At 65.6% G+C, this 21,992-nt stretch carries 22 protein-coding genes; 19 read left to right on the top strand and 3 right to left on the bottom strand.

The window, feature by feature from the left end:
* Positions 1 to 67: 67 nt before the first annotated feature.
* The 19 genes from VFW04_12815 to acnA all read left to right on the top strand — a co-directional run bounded on the left by VFW04_12815 (position 68) and on the right by acnA (position 19,191).
* Entirely contained in the window at positions 68 to 871 is an 804-nt protein-coding gene (locus VFW04_12815) for a hypothetical protein (GenBank protein HEX5180207.1), read from the top strand.
* 21 nt (positions 872 to 892) lie between these two features.
* A complete protein-coding gene (locus tag VFW04_12810) occupies positions 893 to 2,710 on the top strand; it encodes a fumarate reductase/succinate dehydrogenase flavoprotein subunit (protein HEX5180206.1) in 1,818 nt (605 codons plus the stop codon).
* A gap of 15 nt (positions 2,711 to 2,725) precedes the next feature.
* Complete coding sequence (locus tag VFW04_12805; protein HEX5180205.1) at positions 2,726 to 3,544, top strand: succinate dehydrogenase/fumarate reductase iron-sulfur subunit; 819 nt, start codon at positions 2,726 to 2,728, stop codon at positions 3,542 to 3,544.
* Positions 3,545 to 3,559: 15 nt separating this feature from the next.
* On the top strand, positions 3,560 to 4,060 hold the full coding sequence (locus VFW04_12800) for a hypothetical protein (GenBank protein ID HEX5180204.1): 501 nt from the start codon (positions 3,560 to 3,562) through the stop codon (positions 4,058 to 4,060).
* A gap of 59 nt (positions 4,061 to 4,119) precedes the next feature.
* Positions 4,120 to 5,517, top strand: coding sequence for a hypothetical protein (locus VFW04_12795; protein HEX5180203.1), 1,398 nt, complete (start codon positions 4,120 to 4,122; stop codon positions 5,515 to 5,517).
* Positions 5,514 to 6,002, top strand: coding sequence for a hypothetical protein (locus tag VFW04_12790; GenBank protein HEX5180202.1), 489 nt, complete (start codon positions 5,514 to 5,516; stop codon positions 6,000 to 6,002). Before VFW04_12795 ends, VFW04_12790 begins: the two co-directional genes overlap by 4 nt.
* Positions 5,999 to 7,780, top strand: coding sequence for a multicopper oxidase family protein (locus tag VFW04_12785; protein HEX5180201.1), 1,782 nt, complete (start codon positions 5,999 to 6,001; stop codon positions 7,778 to 7,780). Before VFW04_12790 ends, VFW04_12785 begins: the two co-directional genes overlap by 4 nt.
* A gap of 314 nt (positions 7,781 to 8,094) precedes the next feature.
* Positions 8,095 to 10,626: an ADOP family duplicated permease gene (locus tag VFW04_12780; GenBank protein HEX5180200.1), complete on the top strand. Its 2,532-nt coding sequence runs from the start codon at positions 8,095 to 8,097 to the stop codon at positions 10,624 to 10,626.
* A gap of 108 nt (positions 10,627 to 10,734) precedes the next feature.
* A complete protein-coding gene (locus VFW04_12775) occupies positions 10,735 to 11,028 on the top strand; it encodes a hypothetical protein (GenBank protein ID HEX5180199.1) in 294 nt (97 codons plus the stop codon).
* Positions 11,029 to 11,117: 89 nt separating this feature from the next.
* On the top strand, positions 11,118 to 11,831 hold the full coding sequence (locus tag VFW04_12770) for a DUF1080 domain-containing protein (GenBank protein HEX5180198.1): 714 nt from the start codon (positions 11,118 to 11,120) through the stop codon (positions 11,829 to 11,831).
* A gap of 161 nt (positions 11,832 to 11,992) precedes the next feature.
* Positions 11,993 to 12,253 (top strand): hypothetical protein, encoded by a 261-nt coding sequence (locus tag VFW04_12765; GenBank protein HEX5180197.1) that lies wholly within the window; start codon positions 11,993 to 11,995, stop codon positions 12,251 to 12,253.
* Positions 12,254 to 12,649: 396 nt separating this feature from the next.
* Positions 12,650 to 13,081: a hypothetical protein gene (locus VFW04_12760; protein ID HEX5180196.1), complete on the top strand. Its 432-nt coding sequence runs from the start codon at positions 12,650 to 12,652 to the stop codon at positions 13,079 to 13,081.
* Between the two features lie 111 nt (positions 13,082 to 13,192).
* A complete protein-coding gene (locus VFW04_12755) occupies positions 13,193 to 13,369 on the top strand; it encodes a hypothetical protein (protein HEX5180195.1) in 177 nt (58 codons plus the stop codon).
* Positions 13,370 to 13,501: 132 nt separating this feature from the next.
* Positions 13,502 to 14,251, top strand: a complete 750-nt coding sequence (locus VFW04_12750) for a twin-arginine translocation signal domain-containing protein (GenBank protein HEX5180194.1) — start codon at positions 13,502 to 13,504, stop codon at positions 14,249 to 14,251.
* 108 nt (positions 14,252 to 14,359) lie between these two features.
* Entirely contained in the window at positions 14,360 to 14,878 is a 519-nt protein-coding gene (lspA, locus tag VFW04_12745) for a signal peptidase II (GenBank protein ID HEX5180193.1), read from the top strand.
* Positions 14,875 to 15,024 (top strand): hypothetical protein, encoded by a 150-nt coding sequence (locus VFW04_12740; protein HEX5180192.1) that lies wholly within the window; start codon positions 14,875 to 14,877, stop codon positions 15,022 to 15,024. The genes lspA and VFW04_12740 overlap by 4 nt, the downstream gene beginning before the upstream one ends.
* A 69-nt stretch (positions 15,025 to 15,093) precedes the next feature.
* Entirely contained in the window at positions 15,094 to 15,834 is a 741-nt protein-coding gene (map, locus tag VFW04_12735; GenBank protein ID HEX5180191.1) for a type I methionyl aminopeptidase, read from the top strand.
* Positions 15,835 to 15,871: 37 nt separating this feature from the next.
* Complete coding sequence (locus VFW04_12730; protein HEX5180190.1) at positions 15,872 to 16,291, top strand: MaoC family dehydratase; 420 nt, start codon at positions 15,872 to 15,874, stop codon at positions 16,289 to 16,291.
* Between the two features lie 134 nt (positions 16,292 to 16,425).
* Entirely contained in the window at positions 16,426 to 19,191 is a 2,766-nt protein-coding gene (gene acnA, locus VFW04_12725; GenBank protein HEX5180189.1) for an aconitate hydratase AcnA, read from the top strand.
* Positions 19,192 to 19,203: 12 nt separating this feature from the next.
* Here the strand turns inward: acnA and VFW04_12720 are convergent, their stop codons facing one another.
* From VFW04_12720 to VFW04_12710, 3 genes are read right to left on the bottom strand one after another with little or no spacing between them, the layout of a single operon-like run.
* Entirely contained in the window at positions 19,204 to 19,977 is a 774-nt protein-coding gene (locus VFW04_12720) for a CDP-alcohol phosphatidyltransferase family protein (protein HEX5180188.1), read from the bottom strand.
* A gap of 1 nt (position 19,978) precedes the next feature.
* On the bottom strand, positions 19,979 to 20,989 hold the full coding sequence (locus tag VFW04_12715; GenBank protein HEX5180187.1) for a hypothetical protein: 1,011 nt from the start codon (positions 20,987 to 20,989) through the stop codon (positions 19,979 to 19,981).
* Positions 20,990 to 21,005: 16 nt separating this feature from the next.
* Complete coding sequence (locus VFW04_12710; protein ID HEX5180186.1) at positions 21,006 to 21,722, bottom strand: 1-acyl-sn-glycerol-3-phosphate acyltransferase; 717 nt, start codon at positions 21,720 to 21,722, stop codon at positions 21,006 to 21,008.
* Positions 21,723 to 21,992: the final 270 nt, after the last annotated feature.

Here is a 21,992-nt window from a genome sequence, read left to right as displayed (position 1 = left end):
CCGAATCGAGAGATCCGCCGGATCGCTCGATGTGCGACTCGCGACCAGCTCGGCCCGGAGGAACCCGATGGCCCACGCGCAGCTCCCGGTTGTCGATCAGCAACGGGCGCTCACCATGCGACGCGACGCTTGGTGGGTGCAGCCGACGGTCGTGGCCATCGTGTTGGCGTCGTTCGTCGTGTATGCCACGTGGGCCGCATTCCAGAACGCCCACTACACATTCGGGCCCTATCTGTCGCCGTTCTATTCGCCTGAAATATTCGGCAGCTCGCCGCACGCGCTGCTGGGGCCGAAGCCTGGATGGTGGCCCTTCTGGCTGCCGTTCTCGCCCGCGCTCATCATCCTGCCGTTTCCGGGTCTTTTTCGCGTGACGTGCTACTACTATCGCGGCGCGTATTACAAGGCGATGTGGGCCGATCCGCCATCGTGTACGGTTCGCGAGCCTCGAAACACGTACCTCGGCGAGCACTCGTTTCCGCTCATCCTGCAGAACATCCATCGATACTTTCTCTACATCGCATTCATCTTCCTCGTCATTCTGGCGCACGACGCATGGAATGCGCTGTGGTTCAGGGATCCGGCCACCGGTCAGACGCACTTTGGCATCGGCGTCGGCACGCTCGTCCTGACGCTCAACGTCGTGCTGCTCAGCTGCTACACGTTCGGCTGCCACTCGCTGCGCCACATTGTGGGCGGCTGTTTCGACCGGCTCGCCAACCGTCCGGTGCGGCGCACGGCGTACGCCTGCGCCAGCTGCTTCAACCGCTGGCACATGCGTTGGGCCTGGTTGAGTCTCTTCGGCGTCGCCCTCACCGACCTGTACGTGCGGCTGTGCTCGATGGGCGTGCTGCACGATCTCCGCCTCTTGTGATCTCCGTTAGGCGAATGGTGCATGGCTGAGTACGACACCGTATCCCACGACGTGCTGGTGATCGGCGCCGGCGGCGCCGGCCTGCGCGCCGCGATTGCCGCGGTCTGTGGCGGCTCGGGCCTCACCGTCGGCGTCGTCTGCAAGTCGCTGCTCGGCAAGGCGCACACGGTGATGGCCGAGGGCGGGATCGCGGCATCGCTCGGCAACGTCGACGACCGGGACAACTGGAAGGTGCACTTCAGCGACACGATGCGCGGCGGCCAGTACATCAACAACTGGCGCATGGCGGAGCTGCACGCCAAGGAAGCGCCCGCGCGCGTGCGCGAGCTCGAAGCGTGGGGCGCGCTGTTCGACCGCACGCCGGACGGCCGCATTCTCCAGCGCAACTTCGGCGGCCACAAGTATCCGCGGCTCGCCCACGTGGGAGACCGGACGGGACTCGAGATGATCCGCACGCTGCAAGATCATGCGATCCATCTGGGCATCGACGTGCACATGGAGCACACGGTGCTGGCGCTGCTCAAGGATGGCGACCGCGTGGCGGGGGCGTTCGGGTACGATCGCGAGCGCGGACGATTTCGCTTGTTTCGCGCCAAGGCGATCGTGTTGGCTACGGGCGGCATCGGCCGCGCGTTTCGGATCACGAGCAACAGTTGGGAATACACGGGCGACGGCCAGTCGCTCGCGTATCACGCCGGCGCTGCGCTGCAGGACATGGAGTTCGTGCAATTTCATCCCACGGGCATGGTGTGGCCGCCGAGCGTGCGGGGGATTCTCGTCACGGAAGGTGTGCGGGGCGAGGGCGGCGTGCTGCGCAACAGCGAGGGTCGGCGCTTCATGTTCGACGACGTACCCGAGAACTATCGCGCGCAGACGGCGACCGACCCCGACGAGGGCTGGCGGTACACGCAGGGAGACAAGTCGGCCAAGCGTCCGCCGGAATTGCTCACGCGCGACCACGTCGCGCGTTGCATCATGCGGGAAGTGCGCGAGGGCCGCGGCAGCCCGCACGGCGGCGTCTACCTCGACATCGCCTGGATCGCGGAACGCCTGCCTAACGCAGCCGAGCACATCAAGAAGAAGCTGCCGAGCATGTATCATCAGTTCAAGCAGCTCGCGGACATCGACATTACGAAGGAGCCGATGGAAGTCGGCCCGACCACGCACTACGTGATGGGCGGCATCCGCGTCGACGGCGACACACAGATGTCGACCGTGCCCGGCCTGTTCGCCGCCGGCGAATGCGCGGCCGGTCTGCACGGGGCCAACCGGTTAGGCGGCAACTCGCTCTCCGACCTGTTGGTGTTCGGCAAGCGCGCGGGCGAGCACGCAGCCGCGTTCGCGCGCGACCATGGTGCGGCGGCCGTCGACGAGAGCGAAGCCGCGTCCGCCGCGCGCCGCGCCCTCGAGCCGTTCGACCGCCAGACGGGGGACGGCCCGTATCAGATCCAGCACGCGCTCCAGCAAACGATGCAGGACCTCGTGGGCATCGTCCGCCGCGAAGACGACATGCGTCGGGCGTTAGGCAAAATCGACGAGCTCCGGACGCTCGCCCAACGCGTGAGCGTCGACGGCAATCGCGAGTACAATCCCGGATGGCACACGGCGCTCGATCTGCGCAACCTGCTGACGATCGCCGAAGCCATCACCCGATCGGCGCTCGAGCGGCGCGAGAGCCGCGGCGGCCATTTCCGCGACGACTTCCCGGCAAAAGACACGAACTACAGCTCCTTCAACATCGTGATCCGCAAGGCGAAGGACGGCAGCATGGCGCTGAGTCGCGAGCCGATCGCGGCGATGCCCGAAGAGCTGCGCGCCGTGATCGCCGAGATGGGCTGATCGGAGGTATCGAGTATGGCCACGACGACAGTCGAGAAGAGCGTCGCAGCGACCACCGCGCCGCAACCATCCGCGCCGGCCGCGCGACCCGCCACGTTCAGGGTGTGGCGCGGCGACGCGAACGGCGGCGCATTTCGCGACTACACGACAGACATCACCCCGGGTATGGTGGTGCTCGACGCCGTCCACCAGATACAAGCCGAGCAAGCGAACGATCTTGCCGTACGATGGAACTGTAAGGCAGGTAAGTGCGGCTCGTGCTCGGCCGAGATCAACGGAAAGCCGCGGCTCATGTGCATGACGCGGCTCAATGATCTGCCGCTCGACAAGCCGGTCACGATCGAGCCGATGCACACCTTCCCGCGGATCAAGGATCTGGTGACGGACGTCTCGTGGAATTTCCGCGTGAAGAAGCGGATCCAGCGCTTCACGCCTCGCCCGCCCGACGCGCCCGACGGCACGTGGCGCATGCAGCAGAGCGACGTGGATCGCGTGCAGGAATTCCGGAAATGCATCGAGTGCTTTCTGTGCCAGGACGTATGCCACGTGCTGCGCGAGCACCAGAAGCAGGACGAATTCATCGGCCCGCGCTTCCTCGTGTACGTTGCGGCGTTGGAGATGCACCCGCTCGACGTGGCGGACCGTGTGCCGGAGCTCAAGGAAGCCGACGGAATCGGCTACTGCAACATCACCAAGTGCTGCACCAAGGTGTGTCCGGAGGGGATCACGATCACGGACAACGCGATCATCCCGCTCAAGGAACGCGTGGTTGACGAGTACTACGACCCGATCGGAAAGCTGGTGAAGATCTTTTCGCGGAAGCGTCGCAGTTAGGCGCGGGAGGCACCGATGTATTCCCTCAAGCCGATCACGTCCGCGGGCGTTCCGGCTGCCTTGCAGAAAGCCGAGCGATACCGTTTACTCAACGACTGGACGGCTGCCGAGAGCATTTGCCAGGACGTGCTGGACGTCGACCCGGCAAACCAGGACGCGCTGGTCATGATGTTGCTCGCGATCACGGATGGCTTCGGCGACAACGCGGCGGAGGCGGTGGCGCGCGCGAGAGCGGTGTTGCCGCGCCTCGACGACGAGTACAAGCGGCACTACTACGCCGGGATCATCTGCGAGCGAAGGGCAACGACACACCTGCGGCGCGGTGGCCCGCGCGCGCACGAGGTGGCGGACGGTTGGCTTCGCGAAGCGATGCCGCACTACGAGCGCGCCGAACATCTCAGGCCCGCGGGCAACGATGACGCCATCCTGCGCTGGAACGCGTGCGCGCGGCTACTAAACAAGATCGAGCGGCTGCACCCCCGCGTGCACGAGGAATTCGAGCCCGCACTCGAGTAATGTTTCGGGCAATGCCTAACGACGGGCAAGACCCACTTTCACCCTACAGGAGAAGTGCAATGCGCGGTTCTCTCGCTCTCGTCGCCATCGCGGCCGTCGTCGGCGCCGCGGCGGCTGCCGCCCAGGATCCAGGCATGTCGGTCAAGCCGTTCGACGCCAAGCGCGGCGGCAGTCCGAACGTGCACATGCTGGCGCACGTGGTGACGCACAAGGGCGCGTGGAAGCTCGCGGACGTCGAGATGGAGCAGGATCCGAACCGGCCATACGTGTACGCATGCGGCTTTACCAACTTCGACGTGCAGATCTACGACGTGCGCGATCCGTCGCACCCGAAGATGGTGTACTCGTGGACCATCGAGAATCCGGAGCTGCACCGCGGCATCGGCGCAATGGACGGAAAGTACTTCAAGATCGGCAACCGCTATTACTACGCGCAGTCGTATCAGTTCATGCAGGGCACGCCCGACGCCGATCTGGGCGCCGTGATCTTCGATGTCACCGGGCTGCCCGACTCGTCCAAGGTCAAAGTCGTCGCCCGAATCCGATATCCCAAGGCCCCCGGCGGATTTCACAACACGTTCGCGTACAAGCACTCCGACGGACGGGTGCTGTACTTCACCACCGTAAACGAAGGACACGCCTTGATCTATGATCTCGACAAGGTCGTGAGCGGCGCCGATTCGAGCACGTGGCTCATCGGCGAGGTGCCGAATCCGACGCCGTTCAAGGCGTTCGGCACCGCGAGCTATCACGACTTCTACGTCGGGTACGACGCGACCACGCACCAGGACAAGTTCTACGGCGCCGGGTTAGGCGGCTACTCCGTGTGGGATGTCAGCAAGCCCGAATCCCCGAAGCAGCTCTTCACGATCACGGGACTCGGCTTGGACGTCGCACACACCTTCACGCCGTCGCCGGATGCCAAGTATGCCGTCACGGAAACAGAGTACCAGTACACGCCGCTGCGCGTCTGGGACCTCAGCGACGGCCAGAGCGGCAAGACGCAGAACCTCGACACGCCGATCAGCGCCTGGACGGCCGACTGGCGCGACCTGTCGCACAACCACGAAGTGCGCTGGCCGTACGTGTTCGTGTCCGCGTACGAGGATGGTCTGCAGATTTTCGATCTCAAGAATCCGCTCGCTCCGAAAACTGATGGGCATTACTACACGTGTGACTGCACGCACGAGCACGGATTCGGCGGCACGCCGGACAACGGGTGGGAGAGCACGATCAGCGTCGAACAAGGCGCGTTCGGCGTCGACGTGCGGAATTACGACGGGCTGATCGCGTTGTCCGACATGCGCACGGGCTTGTGGCTGTTCCGCATGGACGGCTTCAAGGGATGGAACGGACGCACCATGGGGATGCCTAACATCTCGAGCGTGCAGGACTACGATCACGGGCCGGATGGCGCGCCGAAACCCGCGACGTCGCCGGGCAAGGGTCGCCGGTGATCGGGCGTCTGCGCGCACTGGCGGCCCTCGCCGCGCTCGTCGCGGCGACGGGGCCCGATGTCGGACCGTACGACATTCCATTGTATGCCACGCCGACGGCGCCCACGGCGAAGGGGAGCGCGCGCCTCGTCTTCGACGAGTCGCCGTTCGGCGTGGCCGTCACGGCCGACGGCCACGCCCGGTACGATGCGCAGATCACCGCATCGGGACTGCCCGCGCCATCGTCGTTAGGCGCGTACCGGGCCTACGTGGCGTGGGCAGTATCGTCAGATCTTTCGCGGTGGCAGCGGCTCGGCGTCGTGACGAATGGGAAGTCGACCGTCGGCACTGTCGCGATGAACAAATTTCTGCTGGTGATCGAGGCCGAACGAGACTCGGCGGTGGCAACGCACGGCGGCCCGTCCGTTCTGCACGGGAGCTCGCCGAGTACGTTTCTGCAGATTTTCCAGGCGCACACGGCATTCTTCCATGGAGTGACGGATTGAATCGCCGCATTTTGACGACGGCGGCGCTGCTGGTCGCCGCTGTCGCGGCGACCAGCAGCGCGCAGCAGCACGACACGACCATGCCCGCAATGCCGCCGGGGATGCCCATGCCGGGCAGCCCCGGCAAGGCAGACACTGCCTCCCGTCGTGCACCCGCCGACTCGATGAACATGCCGGGCATGTCGTCGAACAGCATGCCCATGCCCATCCCGATGCCCAAGGGTATGGTCATGATGCCGGGGCTGGTCGGGCTCACGCCGCCGGGCGGGACGTTCCTGCCGGGCGGAGGCGCAGATCCGGCGTCGGTGCCGCAAGTTAGGCCACGCCAAATCCTGCGCGTGAAGGATGGCGACACGCTCGACCTCTCGGCCACGCTCGTGCGCCGAACGGTGGCGGGTCGGCCGTACATCATGTACGGCTTCAACGGCGAAGTGCCCGGTCCGCTGTTGCGCGTCCCGCAGAACGCGACCATCACCGTGCGGTTTCACAATCGCATTGACCTGCCGAGCTCGATCCACTGGCACGGCGTTCGACTCGACAACCGCTACGACGGCGTGCCCGGCGTGACCCAGCAGGCTGTCGCTCCCGGCGACAGCTTCGTCTATCGCGTCCACTTTCCGGACGCCGGAGTCTACTGGTATCACCCCCACGTCCGCGAGGACATCGAGCAGGCGTTAGGCTTGTTTGGCAACATGATCGTCGATTCGCCCGATTCGTCCTACTATTCGCCGGCGAATCAGGAGCAGGTGCTGGTGTTCGATGACCTGCTCGTGAACGCCGATACGCTCATTCCCTATGGAAAGAAGGGGCCCGACTTTGCGCTCATGGGACGGGTCGGCAACCTGCTGTTGGTGAACGGCGAGCCGCGCTACACGCTCGACGCGCATCGCGGCGACGTAGTGCGGTTCTATCTCACGAACGCGGCCAGTTCACGCACCTACAACATCTCGTTCGGCGGCGCGCCGATCAAAGTGCTGGCGTCCGACGTGAGCCGCTTCGAGCACGAGCAACGCGTGCCGAGCGTCGTCCTGGCGCCCGCCGAGCGATACATCGTGGAAGTCCGCTTCGAGCATCCTGGGCGGTATGCGCTCGTCAACGCCGTGCAGGCGATCAACCATTTCCGCGGAGAATTCGAGGCCGAGTCGGATACGTTAGGCATGATCGACGTCGACTCGTCGGCGGCCGTGCCCGACTATGCCGCGGCGTTCGACGCGCTGCGCGACAACGCCGCGGTCACGCGCGACATCGACCGCTACCGCCCGTACTTCGACAAGCCGCCCGACAAGCGCCTCACCCTCACCGTGCACGGGAGCGCTCTGCCGCTCGCCACGGTGCAGTTCATGAACGTGGATACCGCGTACTACGCGCCCGTCGAGTGGGTGGACGGCATGCCCGACATGAACTGGCTGTCGACCAGCGAACAAGTCCGGTGGATCCTGCGCGACGACGCAACGGGCAAGGAAAACATGGACATCGACTGGCACGTGAAGCAGGGATCAGTCGTGAAGCTCGAGCTCTACAACGATCCCAAGTCGTTCCATCCGATGCAGCATCCCATTCATTTGCACGGCCAACGCATGCTCGTGGTGGCGCGCAATGGCGTTCGCGCGAAGAATCTCGTCTGGAAGGACACGGTGCTGATTCCGGTTGGCTCGACCGTCGACGTCTTGATCGACGCATCGAACCCGGGCGACTGGATGCTGCATTGTCACATCGCCGAGCACCTGGGGTCGGGGATGATGACCGTGCTCCACGTCGATCGAGCGACGCCGCCGTAGTTCGTTAGGCCACCGCGTCAGGAATCAGACGCGGGACTCCGGCTCGAACATGCGCCGCCTGGTCTGGCGACTCAACTGTGGATCGAGGGTGAGCGGCGCGGAGCCATACATGCCGCGCGCGGCGAGTTGTCGGCGCCGAAACAAAAGTCGGCCGCGTTGCCCGGTACGGAAGTGGCCCGACGGCAGCATCACGCCGCCGTTCAATCGGCAGGCCACCCTTGCGCTCATTCCGGTGTCGAACCATTGATCTCCGACCCACCGCGCACACGCGAGTCGATCCCGACATGATCTCAGGTCTCCCCGACCCCGCTCCCATGCCCGCCTCCACGCCACGCGCCATTACTTCGCGGGCAACCACCGATTGGTGGAGCGCGTTCCGTCAGGACCTCCGCTACACGATACGCGGCCTGCGAAATTCAGCCGGCTTCACAGCCGCCGTCATCGCCACGCTCGCGCTCGGCATCGGGGCCAACTCGGCGATGTTCTCGATCGTCGACCGGCTACTGTTCCGGCCGCCGGCTATGCTGCGCGATCCAGACCTGACGCACCGGGTCTACCTGGCGAGCACGTTCCGTGGCAAAGAGGACGTCAACAGCGGCGTCCAGTACGCGCGTTACACGGACCTCACGAGCTGGACGACGTCGTTCAGCCGCACCGCGGAGGTCGCGGAAGACAAGCTGGCGATCGGCACCGGCGCGAGCGCGCGGCAGATGCAGGTGGGGGTCGTGAGCGCGAGCTTCTTCGGCTTCTTCGACGCCCCGCCCGCGCTCGGCCGCTACTTCACGGCGGCCGAGGATCGTCCGCCTAACGGGACGCCGGTGGCGGTGATCACGTACCCGATGTGGCAGGCGCACTTTGGCGGGTCGCGCGACGTGTTGGGCAAGCCCATTCAGATCGGCGCCACGACGTATACGATCATCGGCGTGTCGCCGGCCGGATTCTCGGGGCTCTGGGAGAGCGATCCGCCTGCCGCGTTCGTTCCCATCTCCGCCTACGGTCACGAGATGAGCTCGAGAATTCGGCTGCCGGGAGAAGAGTGGTGGACCACGTATCATTGGACGTGGGCATCGATGATCGCCGAGCGAAAACCCGGAGTGAGCCTGGCGGCGGCGAACGCCGATATGACGCAGGCCTACGTGCGCAGTTACCAGGCGGCGCTGGCCAAGTCGCCCCACATGCAGTCGATCGCGCTGAGCCGGCCGCATGCGTTCGTCTCGTCGATTCTCAGCAACCGCGGGCCTGACGAATCGAACACCGCCAAGGTGGCCACGTGGATCACCGGCGTCGCCATCGTCGTGTGGCTCATCGCGTGCGCGAACGTCGCCAACCTGTTGCTGGCGCGCGCACTTCGCCGCCGCCGCGAGATCGCGGTGCGGCTTGCGTTAGGCGTGAGCGACGCGCGGCTGGGGTCGCAGCTGGTGACGGAAAGCATCGTGCTGGCGTTGGCCGGCGGCGTGATCGGGATCGCGATCGCACAGTGGGGCGGCTCGCTGCTGCGTGCACAGTTGCTCGACGGCACCGCCAAACCCGCTGTGGTGACCGACGTGCGCACGCTGCTCTACGCCGGCGCTGCGGCGCTCGTGGCGGGCCTGCTCACCGGTCTCGCGCCCATCGTGCAGACACGCCGGGCCAATCTCGCCGGCGATCTGAAAGCGGGCATCCGCGAGGGGACGTATCAGAGATCCCGCCTGCGCGTCGGCCTGCTCATCTTCCAAGGCACGCTGTCCGTGGTGCTGCTCGTCGGCGCCGGCCTCTTCGTGCGCAGTTTGCGCCACGTGCAGGAGACGCCGCTCGGCTACGATGTCGAGCACGTAGCCGCGGTCGACCTGCAGATGCGCGGCGTGACGCTCGACAGCGCGCAGAACATTGCGCTGCGCCGGCGTCTGCTCGAGGCCACGCGCTCGATTCCGGGAGTGGTCAGCGCGACGCGGCAGTTGACGATGCCGTTCTGGAGCATGTGGGACATGTCGCTGTACGTCGCCGGCATCGATTCGGTCGACAAGTTAGGCGCGTTCGATCTGAACGCCGTGTCCCCCAGCTATTTCCAGACCATGGGCACACGCATCATCGCCGGCCGATCGCTCACCGAAGCGGAACGCGATGGCGCGCCGCGCGCCATGGTGGTCAGCCAGTCGATGGCGAACACATTGTGGCCCGGGCGGTCCCCGATCGGTCAGTGCGTGAAGGTTGGCGCTGATACCGTTCCGTGTACGTACGTGGTCGGGGTGGCCGAGAACATCAAGGAGCGCGCGCTCGACAACGATCCCGGCCTCTACTATTACATGTCGATCGACCAATACCATCCGGACATGGGTGGTTTGTTCGTGCGCACCCGGGGCCCGGCGGTGAATTACCAGGAGACGATCCGGCGCGCGCTCGAACCCATCATGCCGGGCGCATCGTATCTCGTGGTCACGCCGTTCACCCAGGTCTTTGGCGACGAGACGCGCTCGTGGCGCCTTGGCGCGACAATGTTCGTCGTGTTCGGCGTGCTGGCGCTCGTGCTCGCGGCCATCGGCCTCTACAGCGTGATCGCCTACAACGTTGCCCAACGGACCCACGAGCTCGGCGTCCGCGCTGCGTTAGGCGCGCGGATGTCGGACCTGGCGCGGCTGGTGGTGCGGGAGGCCATGCAGCTCACCGTGATCGGTGTCCTGCTCGGAGCGGGGATCGCGCTCTTCGTCGCGCGATGGGTCGCGCCGCTGCTCTTCCACGAATCGCCCCGCGACCCCTGGGTGTTCGGACTCGTCGCCGCCGTCTTGCTCGCCGTCGCCGGGGTCGCCAGCTTCATGCCGGCCCAGCGCGCCGCGCGCGCGGATCCCATGCACGCGCTCCGATCGGACTAACCGCATGGCGGCTGCGCCGGACGCGAGCGCGAGGGGAAACCCGCCCGAGTGCATGCGCGTAGGGAGAGGCATGAGGCCGCCAACTTCCTCGCCACCCCGGTCGCCGCCATGGATCCCGACGTCATCGAGCTCGCACAGGTTCTCGCCATCGTCGGCACGTTTTCGCTGGTCATGATCGGCGCCGTTGTCGTCGGCATGAAGCTGCTCAAACGCCCGCCGCGCGAGCGTCCACCGTTGGACGACACCAGGCTCGAGCATCTCGAGCAGGCGGTCGACGCGATCGCGATCGAGGTCGAACGCATTTCGGAAGCGCAGCGCTTCGCCACCAGACTCCTCGCCGAGCGTCACGCCGACGCGCACTCCGCCGCTGAACCAATCGCCATTCCTCGCCGAGACGCGTAGGCATTGCGGGTGTCGCGTCGCCCGGGATAAGGTACTGCCGCCGGCGTTTCCTGTACCTCAATCCACACATCGTCCCATCGAGGTTGTCCATGGTGTGCTGCCGTTGTGCACGGTATTCGACCGCGCTCGTCATCGCCGCCTTCGCCGCCCTGCCCGCGGCTGCCCAGTCTGCGCCTAACACCCTCACGCCGCGCGAGCAGGCGGACGGCTGGACGCTGTTGTTCAACGGCAAGACCACAGCGGGCTGGCGCGGGTACAAGCAGCAGACCATGCCCGCCGGCTGGTCCGTGCTGGATGGAACGCTGACCAAGAGCACGGAGACCGAGGACATCGTCACGGCGCAGCAATACGGCGATTTCGAGCTCGACCTCGACTGGAAGATCGGCAGGGGCGGCAACAGCGGAATTTTTTATCGCGGAACGGAGGAGTACGACCACATTTACTGGAGCGCACCGGAGTTTCAGCTGCTCGATGACGCGAACGCTCCCGACGGCAAGAGCCGTCTAACGGCGGCGGGCTCGGCCTACGCGCTCTACCCGTCGCCCGCGGGCATTGTGAAGCCGGCCGGCGAGTGGAACACGACGCGCATCATCGTCAAGGGTGCGCACGTCGAGCATTGGCTGAACGGCAAGAAGCTGCTGAGCTACCAGCTGTGGAGTCCGGCGTGGGCGGCGAAGGTGAAGACGAGCAAGTTTGCGCCTTACGCGAATTACGGAATGGCGAAACAGGGATATATCGGGATCCAGGGCGACCATCCGGGGATGCTCGCGCTGCGGAACATCAAGATCCGAGCGCTGCACTGAGCCGGCGCGTTCCGCACAACGCTTTCTTGATGCGCGCGCCCGCCGGGCGTTGCGGCCATCCCGCACGCGGCCGTCGCGGCTCGCGACGCGCGTGTGGCTAACGGAACGCGGCAGATGTTTGCGACCGCGTCTGCCGTCGACGCCGTCGCCGGGGGGGCGCCATGTGGTGGATGCATTTGTTGGGTGGGGTCGCGATCGTCGCGGCCGCATTCCATGCCGTGCGGATGTGGCAGCTCGATTTTCGGCTGCAGCGGCTGCGGCGCCCCGGGATGCCGCGATCTGCCTATGTGATCGTGCCGTTCCGCTGGCGCCGCCGGCTCTATGTCGACGAGGCGCAGCCGCTCATTACCCACGCATGGCAGGCCGTCGCCCTGATGTACGCGTTCGGCGTGATCGGCGCCGTGCTCATCGCCCGCCGCTAGGCGCTGAGCCGGGCCGTCCGAGTGTTGCGTTGGGCATACGCCCAACGGTCGATGCGATTTTTTTGAGGTCCGATGGCAGATTTGGGACGCGGAACACGTGGTCGATGTGCGGGCGCGCCGCCAAACCGGCCCGCGGCGGCGTAGCGTTGGGCGAACGGTGTCGACGTCGCACCGTTAGGGACGCGCCCGAGCGGCGATTGCACGCTTGCCTCTCGACATCGCGGAGAAAGATGTTATACTGCGCCAGCGCGATGCGATGATGGCGCGCGCTCGGCCGCGACTGCGATGCACGCAACCCGGTGGCCGGATCCGGCACAGACGAGCCGGTAGTTAGGCAACGAGACACCGAACGGCCGGACACGGCGGATCGCGGAACCAGCCACCAGGACCGCATCGATGCTCTGTGTTCGACGTGACGACTACACGGCGGCGTCGAGCTGGCGGCTGCTCGACTGGTGCATGACCCGGGGCGCCGACGAGTTTACGCTGGGATTTCTCGGTCCGCCGTACGTGCCGGGCACGACGTGGGCCGCGCTCGATGAACTCCTGGCGCCGTTCCGGCGGCGCGTCGCCAGCGCCGGCGACCGGTGGATGCTCACCGGCGAATCGGCTGCCGTCTTGCAGGACATGCTGCCCAATGGTCTGTTGGGCAGCGTGGCTGGACCGGCCGCCGTACGTGACCCGGCAGTCTATCGCGGCGGCGCGTTGATGCTGTCGGTCGAGTCGGATGCGGGAGTCGGTACGCTCTCGCTGCAGGACGATGACGAGGCGAGCCTCGCTCGCGCGGGACTCCCCGTTCATCGCGGAGGAATGTCGTGCTGCTCGTAAGGCGCGACACCACCCTCCAGCATGTGCGTGTGTCAGACGTTGGGCGGTCGTCCATCGACGCACCGCGAAGCGGCTGGTCAACATTTCACCCTTACACTGAGGGCTCATTTCATGCCCACGCGGGATCGCTATCGTGAGTATCGGGAGGACCAGACCACGATCTGGGTGAGCAAGGCGGCACGCGCCTTCCTCGATCGCGAGAAGAAGCACTCGCGCGAATCCACCACGAGCGTCGTCGATCGGCTCCTCCGCGAGCTCCGTGGAACGCGGCGCGGGTCGAAGAAGTAAGTTCGTTTCGGCTGCACAAGCAGGGGGAAGAGACCAGGCGCAACTTCGCGTTGCCCCTGTGCTCTTCCCCCTTCTGCGTTCCGGAGAGTATTTCTCTCACACCCGTATCGCCCCGCTCATTCCGTACCCGCCATGCGAGAACGCCGCACGTCACTCGATTCACCCGAACCGCCACGACGCGGCTTCCTCGCCCAACTGGCGACCGCCGCCGTTGCTCTCGCCGCCGGAGGCTTGGTGCAGCCATCGCGTGTGTTCGCGGACGCCGTGCCCAACGAACGGCGGGACGCACGCGCACGCTCCGACACCACAGGGCCGGCGCGCGGTCCGTGGGACCTGTCGTGGGTCGATAAACTGACCGCCCAACATCGCCAGGTGTTCGATTCGCCCGCCATCGCCGACGGCGAAGCGCTCGGCAAAGCAGCCCTCTATCTCGACGGCTTTCATCAGGTGTACGGGACCAGCGACGCCGACGTCAACGTCGTCATCGTCATCCGGCACCGGGCCATTCCCATGGCGCTCGGCGATGACATCTGGGCGCGGTACGATTTCGTGGCCGATCATACCAAGCTCAAGGACCCGACCACCGGCAAAAAAGCGAAGCGCAATCCGTTTGTCGGCGTGAAGTCCGACGACAAGTACGCGCTGGTGGACGAGACATCGTCGCTCGACGCGCTGATCAAGCGCGGCGTGATCGTGCTCTGCTGCAACCTCGCGCTCGGCGGGTTCGCGGCGGAGCTCGCCGACGACGCGAAGCAGCGCGTCGATTCCGTGTCGGCCGAGGTCAGGCGATCGCTCGTGCCGGGCGTGATCGTGGTGCCATCCGGGGTCTTCGGCGTGGCGCGTGCGGAAGAAGCTGGTTGCCACTACCTGGGGCTGGCGTGACCGCCGATCGTCCGTTAGGACGAGTCGAGCCATGAGCGCGCCGGTATCCATCGCGCTCCTGCTCGTGGTGTCGGGCGTGGCCTCGCACCGTCCGTCCTGAGCCGGCGCGTGCCCACGACGGGAATTCCGCGTAAGGCGCTCGCCTACTGGCCGCTCGCCGTGCTGGTGGTGGTCGCGGACTGGATCACCAAGGCGCTGGCCGTCGTGTACCTCGAGCCGGCGCACATCGCGCATCCGTTCATCGGCACGATCGTCCAGTTGACGCTCACCTACAATCCCGGCACGGCATTTGGAATTCCTGTCGGGCGCGGCATCCTGGCCCGCGGCGCGCTGGCGGCGGTGGTGGTGATCGCGCTGATCATCCTGTTCAGCATGTACCGCAAGACCGCCGCCGGCGACGCCTGGCTGGGTGCTGCGTTAGGCTTGGTGTCGGGCGGCGCGTTGGGCAACCTCATCGATCGCCTGCGCTCGGCGCGCGGCGTCGTGGATTTCATCGACGTGCGATTCGGCGCCTGGCACTTCTGGACCTTCAACGTGGCCGATGCCGGAGTGTCGGTCGGCGCGGTGCTGCTCGCCATCGTGCTCTGGCACCACGACAAGGCGCGAACCGCCGGGAGGACACCATGATTCGCAAATTGAAGAACGGCGAATACCGTCTCTACTCGCGCAAGAAGAATCCGCAGACCGGGAAACGACGCAACCTCGGCACGTTCAAGTCGCGATCGGCAGCGGAGAAACACGAACGAGCCGTCCAGTACTTCAAGAGAGGATAGCGGCAGTCGAGGGATGCCTGCGCCGGGGGAGGATGCTCCTCCGGCGCGCGCACCGGCCGCACACCATTCATGACCATCCAATCCGCTTCGGATCTCGCCGGACTCCAACGCGTCGGACAGCTCGTCGCACAAACGCTCACCGCGATGCGCGGAGCGGTGCGGCCCGGCATCACCACAGCCGCGCTCGACGAAGTTGCCGCGCGGTTCGCGCGCGCGCACGGCGCGCGCTCGGCGCCGCAACTCGCCTATGATTTTCCCGGATTCACCTGCATCAGCGTGAATGACGAAATCGTGCACGGCATCCCCGGCCCGCGCGTTCTCCGCGGCGGCGACGCAGTGAAACTGGACGTCACGCTCGAGCTCGACGGTTACATCGCGGACGCGGCCATCACCGTGCTCGTCCCGCCGGCGGAACAGCGCGCGCGGGAACTGCAGCGATGCGCGAGGCAGGCGTTCTCGGCGGCGCTGCGCTCGGCGCGCGCGGGAACCTCGCTCGGCGAGCTGGGCGGCGCGGTCGAACGCGAGGTGCGGCGCCACGGCTTGGCGGTGGTGCGAGAGCTCTGCGGCCACGGCGTGGGACGCCGCATCCACGAAAGCCCATCGGTGCCTAACTGGAACGATCCGGCGACCCGCGGCGTGCTCACGCCCGGGCTGGTGATTGCGCTCGAGCCGATGGTCACCCCGCGCCCAACGCGAGCGGTGCAGGATGACGACGGCTGGACGCTGCGCACGCTGAGCGGCGCGCTCGCGGTGCACCACGAGCACACGATCGTGATCCGGACAGGTGCGCCGCTCGTCCTCACCATGTAGCCGGCGCCCGCGCCCCAGCGCGACTCCCTTACCAGCCATGCCTCTCACACCTGGCCAACGCGCCACCCGCAGTCTCACCATCGGCGCCGACAAAGTGCAGGCCTTCGCCGAGCTCACGGGCGATTACAATCCGCTGCACTTCGACGAAGCGTTCGCGAAGCGCACGCGCTTCGGGAAGCTGGTCGTGCAGGGCGGTCTCACGACCGGACTGCTCCACGCGTTGGTCGCGATGGATATGCCGGGACCCGGCACGGTGTTTCTGAGCCAGAACTGGAAATTCACCGCACCGGTCTACATCGGCGATACCATCACGGCCGAGGCGGAAGTCGTGAGCGTGCATGCGACAAAGCCGGTGACGCAGCTGCGCATCGTGGTCCGCCGCCAGACGGGTGACGTGGTGCTCGAGGGTGAAGCATGGTGCTACACGTTCTCGGGCCGCGGCCCGTCTTCCCTCTAAGGCGGCCACGCATGACCGGCGTCGTGGCGCCGCTGTAGATTGCATTTAGCCTGTCGCCGCTCGACTACGCGGCGGCAGTGGCTCAGTTCTTCACGGCGCCCGTTTCTCGCGGTGCGCACCGATCGCGAGTGCACATGTCATCTCTCGATTCGTTCAGGAGCCGCTCGACGCTGCACGTTGACGGCACCGACTACACCATCTTCCGCCTGGATGCACCGGGTCTCGCGTCGCTCGACGGCGCGCACATCGACCGCCTTCCGATTTCGCTTCGCGTCCTGCTGGAAAACCTGCTCCGCAACGAGGACGGCGCCTTCGTCAAGCGCGACGACATTGCCGCGCTCGCCACGTGGGACGTGACGGCGTCGCGCGAGCAGGAGATTGCATTCCGCCCCGCCCGCGTGCTGCTGCAGGATTTCACCGGCGTGCCCGCGGTGGTCGACCTCGCCGCGATGCGCGACGCGATTGCCCGGTTAGGCGGAGATCCGACGCGCATCAACCCGCTGCAGCCCGCCGACCTGGTCATCGACCACTCGGTGCAGGTCGACGAGTACGGCACCGAAGCGGCGCTGCTCATCAACACCACGAAGGAATTCGAGCGCAACAGCGAACGCTACGCCTTCCTGCGGTGGGGACAGCGGGCATTCCGCAATTTCAGCGTCGTGCCGCCCGGCACGGGTATCTGCCACCAGGTGAATCTCGAGTACCTCGGCCGCTCGGTCTTCAGCACCGAGATCGACGGTGTGCGGTACGCGTACCCGGATTCGTTGGTCGGCACCGACTCGCACACGACGATGATCAACGGGTTAGGCGTCGTGGGCTGGGGCGTGGGCGGCATCGAGGCGGAAGCGGCCATGTTAGGCCAGCCGCTCTCGATGCTCGTCCCCGAGGTGGTGGGATTCAAGCTGCACGGACGGCTGCCCGCCGGCGCGACGGCCACCGATCTCGTGCTCGCGGTGACGCAGATGCTTCGCAAGAAAAAAGTCGTCGGCAAATTCGTCGAATTCTACGGCGTCGGACTCTCATCGTTGTCCCTCGCCGACCGTGCGACCATCGGCAACATGGCGCCCGAGTACGGCGCGACCATCGGCTTCTTCCCGGTCGACGACGAGACGCTCAAGTATCTGCGGTTCACGGGCCGGAGCGAGCATCAGGTGCAGTTGGTCGAGGCGTATGCCAAAGCGCAGGGCATGTTCCGGACGGATGCGTCGGCCGATCCGGTGTTCAGCGACACGATCGAGCTGGATCTCGGGACGGTCGAGCCGTCGCTTGCCGGGCCCAAGCGGCCGCAGGACCGCGTGCCGCTCGCCAAGGCCAAGAGCATGTTCGCCGAAGCGCTGCGCGGAGAATTGGAACGGTTAGGCGAAGACACGGGCGGCGGGTTGTCGAACGCCGGCGGGTCGGGCGGCGTGGGCGTCGCACCGGCGGCCGCCGCGGCCGCCGTCAGCGTGCGGATGCACGAGCAGACGTTCACGATCACGCACGGCTCGGTGGTGATCGCGGCGATCACGAGCTGCACCAACACGTCCAACCCGTCGGTGATGATCGGCGCCGGACTCCTGGCCAAGAAGGCCGTTGAGAAAGGTCTGGCCGTCAAGCCGTGGGTCAAGACGAGTCTCGCGCCCGGGTCGAAGGTCGTGTCGGACTACTATCTGAAGTCCGGCCTCATGACGTACCTCGAGAAATTGGGTTTCTATCTCGCCGGTTACGGCTGCACCACCTGCATCGGCAACTCGGGCCCGCTGCCGCCGGACATCGCGGATGCAGTGGAACGGCACAAGCTCGTCGTGGCCGCGGTACTGTCGGGCAACCGCAACTTCGAGGGTCGCGTCAACGCGCTGACGCGGTTCAACTACCTGGCGTCGCCGCCGCTCGTGGTGGCGTACGCGCTGGCGGGCCGCATGGACATCGACCTCGCTACCGAGCCGTTAGGCATCGGCGCCGACGGGCCCGTGTTCCTGCGCGACATCTGGCCGTCGTCCAAGGAAGTGCAGGAGACGATTCTGTCGTCGGTGAAGAGCGAGATGTTCACGAAGGAGTACGCCAACGTCTTCGACGGCGACGAACGGTGGCGTGCGCTGCCGATGCCGACGGGCGATCTCTACGCGTGGGACGAGAAGTCGACGTACGTCAAGAACCCGCCGTTCTTCCAGGACATGACGCTCGACCCGCCCCCCGTGCGGCCGATCCGCGGCGCCCGTGTGCTCGCGATGCTCGGCGACTCCATCACGACCGATCACATCTCGCCCGCCGGTTCGATTCCCGTGAAGAGTCCGGCCGGCCAGTGGCTCATCGCGCACGGCGTGAAGGCATCCGATTTCAATTCGTACGGCTCGCGACGCGGCAACCATGAAGTGATGATGCGCGGCACGTTCGCGAACATTCGCCTGCGCAACGAGCTGGCGCCGGGCACCGAGGGCGGCTGGACGGCGCTCCAGGCGGGCGGGACGCCGGTCACGATCTTCGATGCGTCGATGCAGTTCCAGCAGGCAGGCACGCCGCTGCTCATCATCGCCGGCAAGGAATACGGCACGGGCTCCTCGCGCGACTGGGCGGCCAAGGGCACGCTGTTGTTAGGCGTTTCCGCGGTGATCGCCGAATCGTTCGAGCGCATCCATCGCTCGAACCTGGTCGGCATGGGCGTGATCCCGCTCGAATTCGTGGATGGAGCGACCCGGCAGTCGTTAGGCCTGACCGGATTCGAGACCTACGAGATCGACGGGCTGTCGAACAACATGGCGCCGCGCGCCGAGCTCACGGTGCGAGCGACGGACGCGGCCGGCACGACCCGGACGTTCCAGGTCCGCTCGCGCATCGATACGCCGGAGGAGGCGACGTACTATAGGAATGGCGGGATCCTGCCGTACGTGTTGCGGAATCTGGCGAAGCGAGGCGCTCGCTGACGCTGTGGTGCCTTACACGATGTGCCGCCCTTCCCCCGTCTCGCGCTCCCGCTTCCTGAGCTCGCGCGCCACGAACACCGTCCGATACACTGCCGTCCCGATCGAGCCCGCGCCGATCAGCACGATCACCGTGAGCAGCAGTGCGCCGTTGTGCCAGTGGAGCGCGCGGGTCAGCGGGCTGTCGACCAGCGAGGCCACGCCCAACAACACCAGACGCTCGGCCCGCTGCATGACACCGCCGCGGCAGTCCACCCGCACGCCCTCGCCCTTGGCGCGCGCGTAGCTCACCATCAACGAGCCGCCTAACGCAAGGATCGTCGCCGTCATCGCCAGCGGCACCGCCTCGAAGTACACCGCGAGCCCGATGAACGCGAACATCTCGGCAAAGCGGTCGAGCATCGAGTCGAGAAACTCGCCGTAGTCGGAAGCCACGCGTCGAGCGCGCGCGATGCGGCCGTCGATGATGTCCGCCACGCCACCCACCAGGACCAGCCAGCCGCCCAAGGCCAGCGACTCTTTCGCGTACGCGAAGCCGGCGAACAGCCCCATGAGTCCGCCGAAGTAGTTGAACAAATCGGGGGAGAGGCCCCACGACACGAACGCACGTTCGGCGGGCGAGATCAGCCACATCAACCAGTCGCGCACCCACGTGCCCAATAGAAACGTCGTTGGGCGGCGCGCGACATCGGCATCCACCGGCCGGTTCCGCGACACGACAGCGAACACAGGCATGGTCAATACGAACATTCCGGCGAGAATCAGCGCCGCATACGTCGTAGGCGTCATTTCAGCTTCGTCGTTGTGGTCGAGATCTGAGGTAGCGAATCGCCTTGGGCCATAGGAAGATGAGCGGCCAACGCCGCTCGCGCTCGGTCAGCTCGACCGAAACACCGCTGCGGCCGGCGACCTTCTTAAGAATGTACTCGAGCCATCCATCGTACAATGCGATGTATTTGAGCCAGCGCAGCGTCGCGCGAACTTTGCTACGCCGGAAATACATGGCGGCACGGAACTTGGCCCACTTTCCAACCGGCTCGACGATGGTGTAGACTTTACCTTTCCGTGCAACTATTCTTTGCTGGACGAGTTGGTCCAGCAACGCCGTGTAGACCGGTATCAACGTCTCACGTTGCGCGTCAACCAAAGCATTCACGCGCTCACTCCCTTCGGGTCGAATCTCTGCAGCAAACGACGTCTCGAGCAGAATCCGGCAGTACGCATCCACATCGAATTGTTGGGGTAAGTATGGTCTGCCCCACACGAACGTCGCGATGCGCGCGCCGACCAGTAAGTCGATAACACGTTCTCGACTCTGTTCATCTCGCGCCCACGCAACTTGCACGTGTTGAAAGAGTCGCCCTAACGCGAAGTGATCGCTCGCCAGGGACGACGCAGCAAGGCGAAAATCGGACCACGAATACACGGCGCACTTGCCCTCGAGCACCGGGGTGACGCCGGGAACGGTGACACGAATGACGTTGGGCGCAAGCAGATGATTGAGCACCGTGGCGACGTGCGGCCGAAATCGTGCAACGCCGTTCGACGTGAGTGAGCGATAGGCGTCCCGATAGCGATCCACGATGACAAAGAAGTCGTGAGCGCTTTCGGCTCTCGGTTGGGATTGTTGGGCGTGTGATCCGTAGTGCACGAGTGCAACCGTGGTCGGGCCGCACGCGCTCGCAATGAATGCAGCAAGCTGGTCCGTGCGCGCCGAGCGTGCGGTGTCCAGTCCCGTCGCGAGCTGGGCGCCAAGCGCTGGATCGCGCGGGAGGGAAAAGTGCGGTTGCCGGTTGGACATTACCGGCGGTTGCGGCTCACGACTGCCGCATCTCGTCGAGCGCCGCTGTCATACGCTGGTGCAGCATGTCGATGAACTCGTCGACCTGTGCTTCATCGGTCGGAGGGTCGAAGGGTCCGAGCACGACAGCACGAATGTGGGTGTCGGCAAATCGCACGAAGGAATCGGCGAACGTTCGAACGTGCGACATGCCGTCGGCCACTACACAATAGATAGGTCGGGAAGCCCGCGCGAGCGTAATCCGCAAGCCGTTGCGCATGAAGCGACCAATGCGGCCATCGTCGGTGCGGTGTCCTTCGGGAAAGATCAACAGCGATTGCTCGCCTCGTGCAACCTGTTCGGCTGCCTCGGTGAGCGATGCCAGCTCGGGACGCGAGAGCGTGCGCTTCTGCGAGAGAAACGGGAAGCGCGCAAGACGACTGAGCGGCGAGATGCCTGGAATGCCGCGACGATACCGGTCGCGGGTCGGAATGAGTGGATAGGGTCCGCGTACCAAGAAGAGGCCGAGTGGGATGTCGAGCACCGACTGGTGATTCATCACCACGATGCAACTCTCGGCGGGCAGTAATCCGTTTGTCGTAAGGCGCACGCCCGCGAGGGCTCGCGCCATTCGGAGCGTGGCAGTGGCGTGAAAGCGGAGCCAGGCGCGGACCATCGCCCGGCGCCGCGCAGGAAAAAGAAAAATTGCGGGCCATAGCAGCAACCGCTGCCCAAGCCCCATGATGATGGTCACGTAGCAGAAGTAGATGACGAAGAAAATGCCGCTGCGTAGTACGCGCCCGATACGCGCAAGTCGGGATCCGGACGAGGGGAGGATGGGTGGTCGTGGTGCAGCTGGATCCGGAGAAGGAGCGTGCTGCGGAGACAAGCCGGCGCTCTCGGCATTCACTTGGAGGTCACCCATGGCAACACGAGTCGAAGCGCAGACGAGCATGAGCGTCTCCGACTATGATTACAGTAGCTTCTTTTATTCGTCGAGCGATGACCCGTTCGCGATACTGGA

The organism is Gemmatimonadaceae bacterium, from assembly GCA_036273715.1.
Taxonomy (GTDB): Bacteria; Gemmatimonadota; Gemmatimonadetes; order Gemmatimonadales; family Gemmatimonadaceae; genus JADGGM01.
Note: the sequence above shows the minus strand (reverse complement) of the source record. Positions and strands in the feature narration are given on the sequence as shown.

What these genes read in the sequence shown, in the direction of transcription:
- VFW04_12815 (HEX5180207.1), top strand. Translation starts at nt 68, where the DNA reads ATGGCCCACGCGCAGCTCCCGGTTGTCGATCAGCAACGGGCGCTCACC.
- VFW04_12810 (HEX5180206.1), top strand. Translation starts at nt 893, where the DNA reads ATGGCTGAGTACGACACCGTATCCCACGACGTGCTGGTGATCGGCGCC.
- VFW04_12805 (HEX5180205.1), top strand. Translation starts at nt 2,726, where the DNA reads ATGGCCACGACGACAGTCGAGAAGAGCGTCGCAGCGACCACCGCGCCG.
- VFW04_12800 (HEX5180204.1), top strand. Translation starts at nt 3,560, where the DNA reads ATGTATTCCCTCAAGCCGATCACGTCCGCGGGCGTTCCGGCTGCCTTG.
- VFW04_12795 (HEX5180203.1), top strand. Translation starts at nt 4,120, where the DNA reads ATGCGCGGTTCTCTCGCTCTCGTCGCCATCGCGGCCGTCGTCGGCGCC.
- VFW04_12780 (HEX5180200.1), top strand. Translation starts at nt 8,095, where the DNA reads ATGCCCGCCTCCACGCCACGCGCCATTACTTCGCGGGCAACCACCGAT.
- VFW04_12775 (HEX5180199.1), top strand. Translation starts at nt 10,735, where the DNA reads ATGGATCCCGACGTCATCGAGCTCGCACAGGTTCTCGCCATCGTCGGC.
- VFW04_12770 (HEX5180198.1), top strand. Translation starts at nt 11,118, where the DNA reads ATGGTGTGCTGCCGTTGTGCACGGTATTCGACCGCGCTCGTCATCGCC.
- VFW04_12765 (HEX5180197.1), top strand. Translation starts at nt 11,993, where the DNA reads ATGTGGTGGATGCATTTGTTGGGTGGGGTCGCGATCGTCGCGGCCGCA.
- VFW04_12760 (HEX5180196.1), top strand. Translation starts at nt 12,650, where the DNA reads ATGCTCTGTGTTCGACGTGACGACTACACGGCGGCGTCGAGCTGGCGG.
- VFW04_12755 (HEX5180195.1), top strand. Translation starts at nt 13,193, where the DNA reads ATGCCCACGCGGGATCGCTATCGTGAGTATCGGGAGGACCAGACCACG.
- VFW04_12750 (HEX5180194.1), top strand. Translation starts at nt 13,502, where the DNA reads ATGCGAGAACGCCGCACGTCACTCGATTCACCCGAACCGCCACGACGC.
- VFW04_12740 (HEX5180192.1), top strand. Translation starts at nt 14,875, where the DNA reads ATGATTCGCAAATTGAAGAACGGCGAATACCGTCTCTACTCGCGCAAG.
- map (HEX5180191.1), top strand. Translation starts at nt 15,094, where the DNA reads ATGACCATCCAATCCGCTTCGGATCTCGCCGGACTCCAACGCGTCGGA.
- VFW04_12730 (HEX5180190.1), top strand. Translation starts at nt 15,872, where the DNA reads ATGCCTCTCACACCTGGCCAACGCGCCACCCGCAGTCTCACCATCGGC.
- acnA (HEX5180189.1), top strand. Translation starts at nt 16,426, where the DNA reads ATGTCATCTCTCGATTCGTTCAGGAGCCGCTCGACGCTGCACGTTGAC.
- VFW04_12720 (HEX5180188.1), bottom strand. Translation starts at nt 19,977, where the DNA reads ATGACGCCTACGACGTATGCGGCGCTGATTCTCGCCGGAATGTTCGTA.
- VFW04_12715 (HEX5180187.1), bottom strand. Translation starts at nt 20,989, where the DNA reads ATGTCCAACCGGCAACCGCACTTTTCCCTCCCGCGCGATCCAGCGCTT.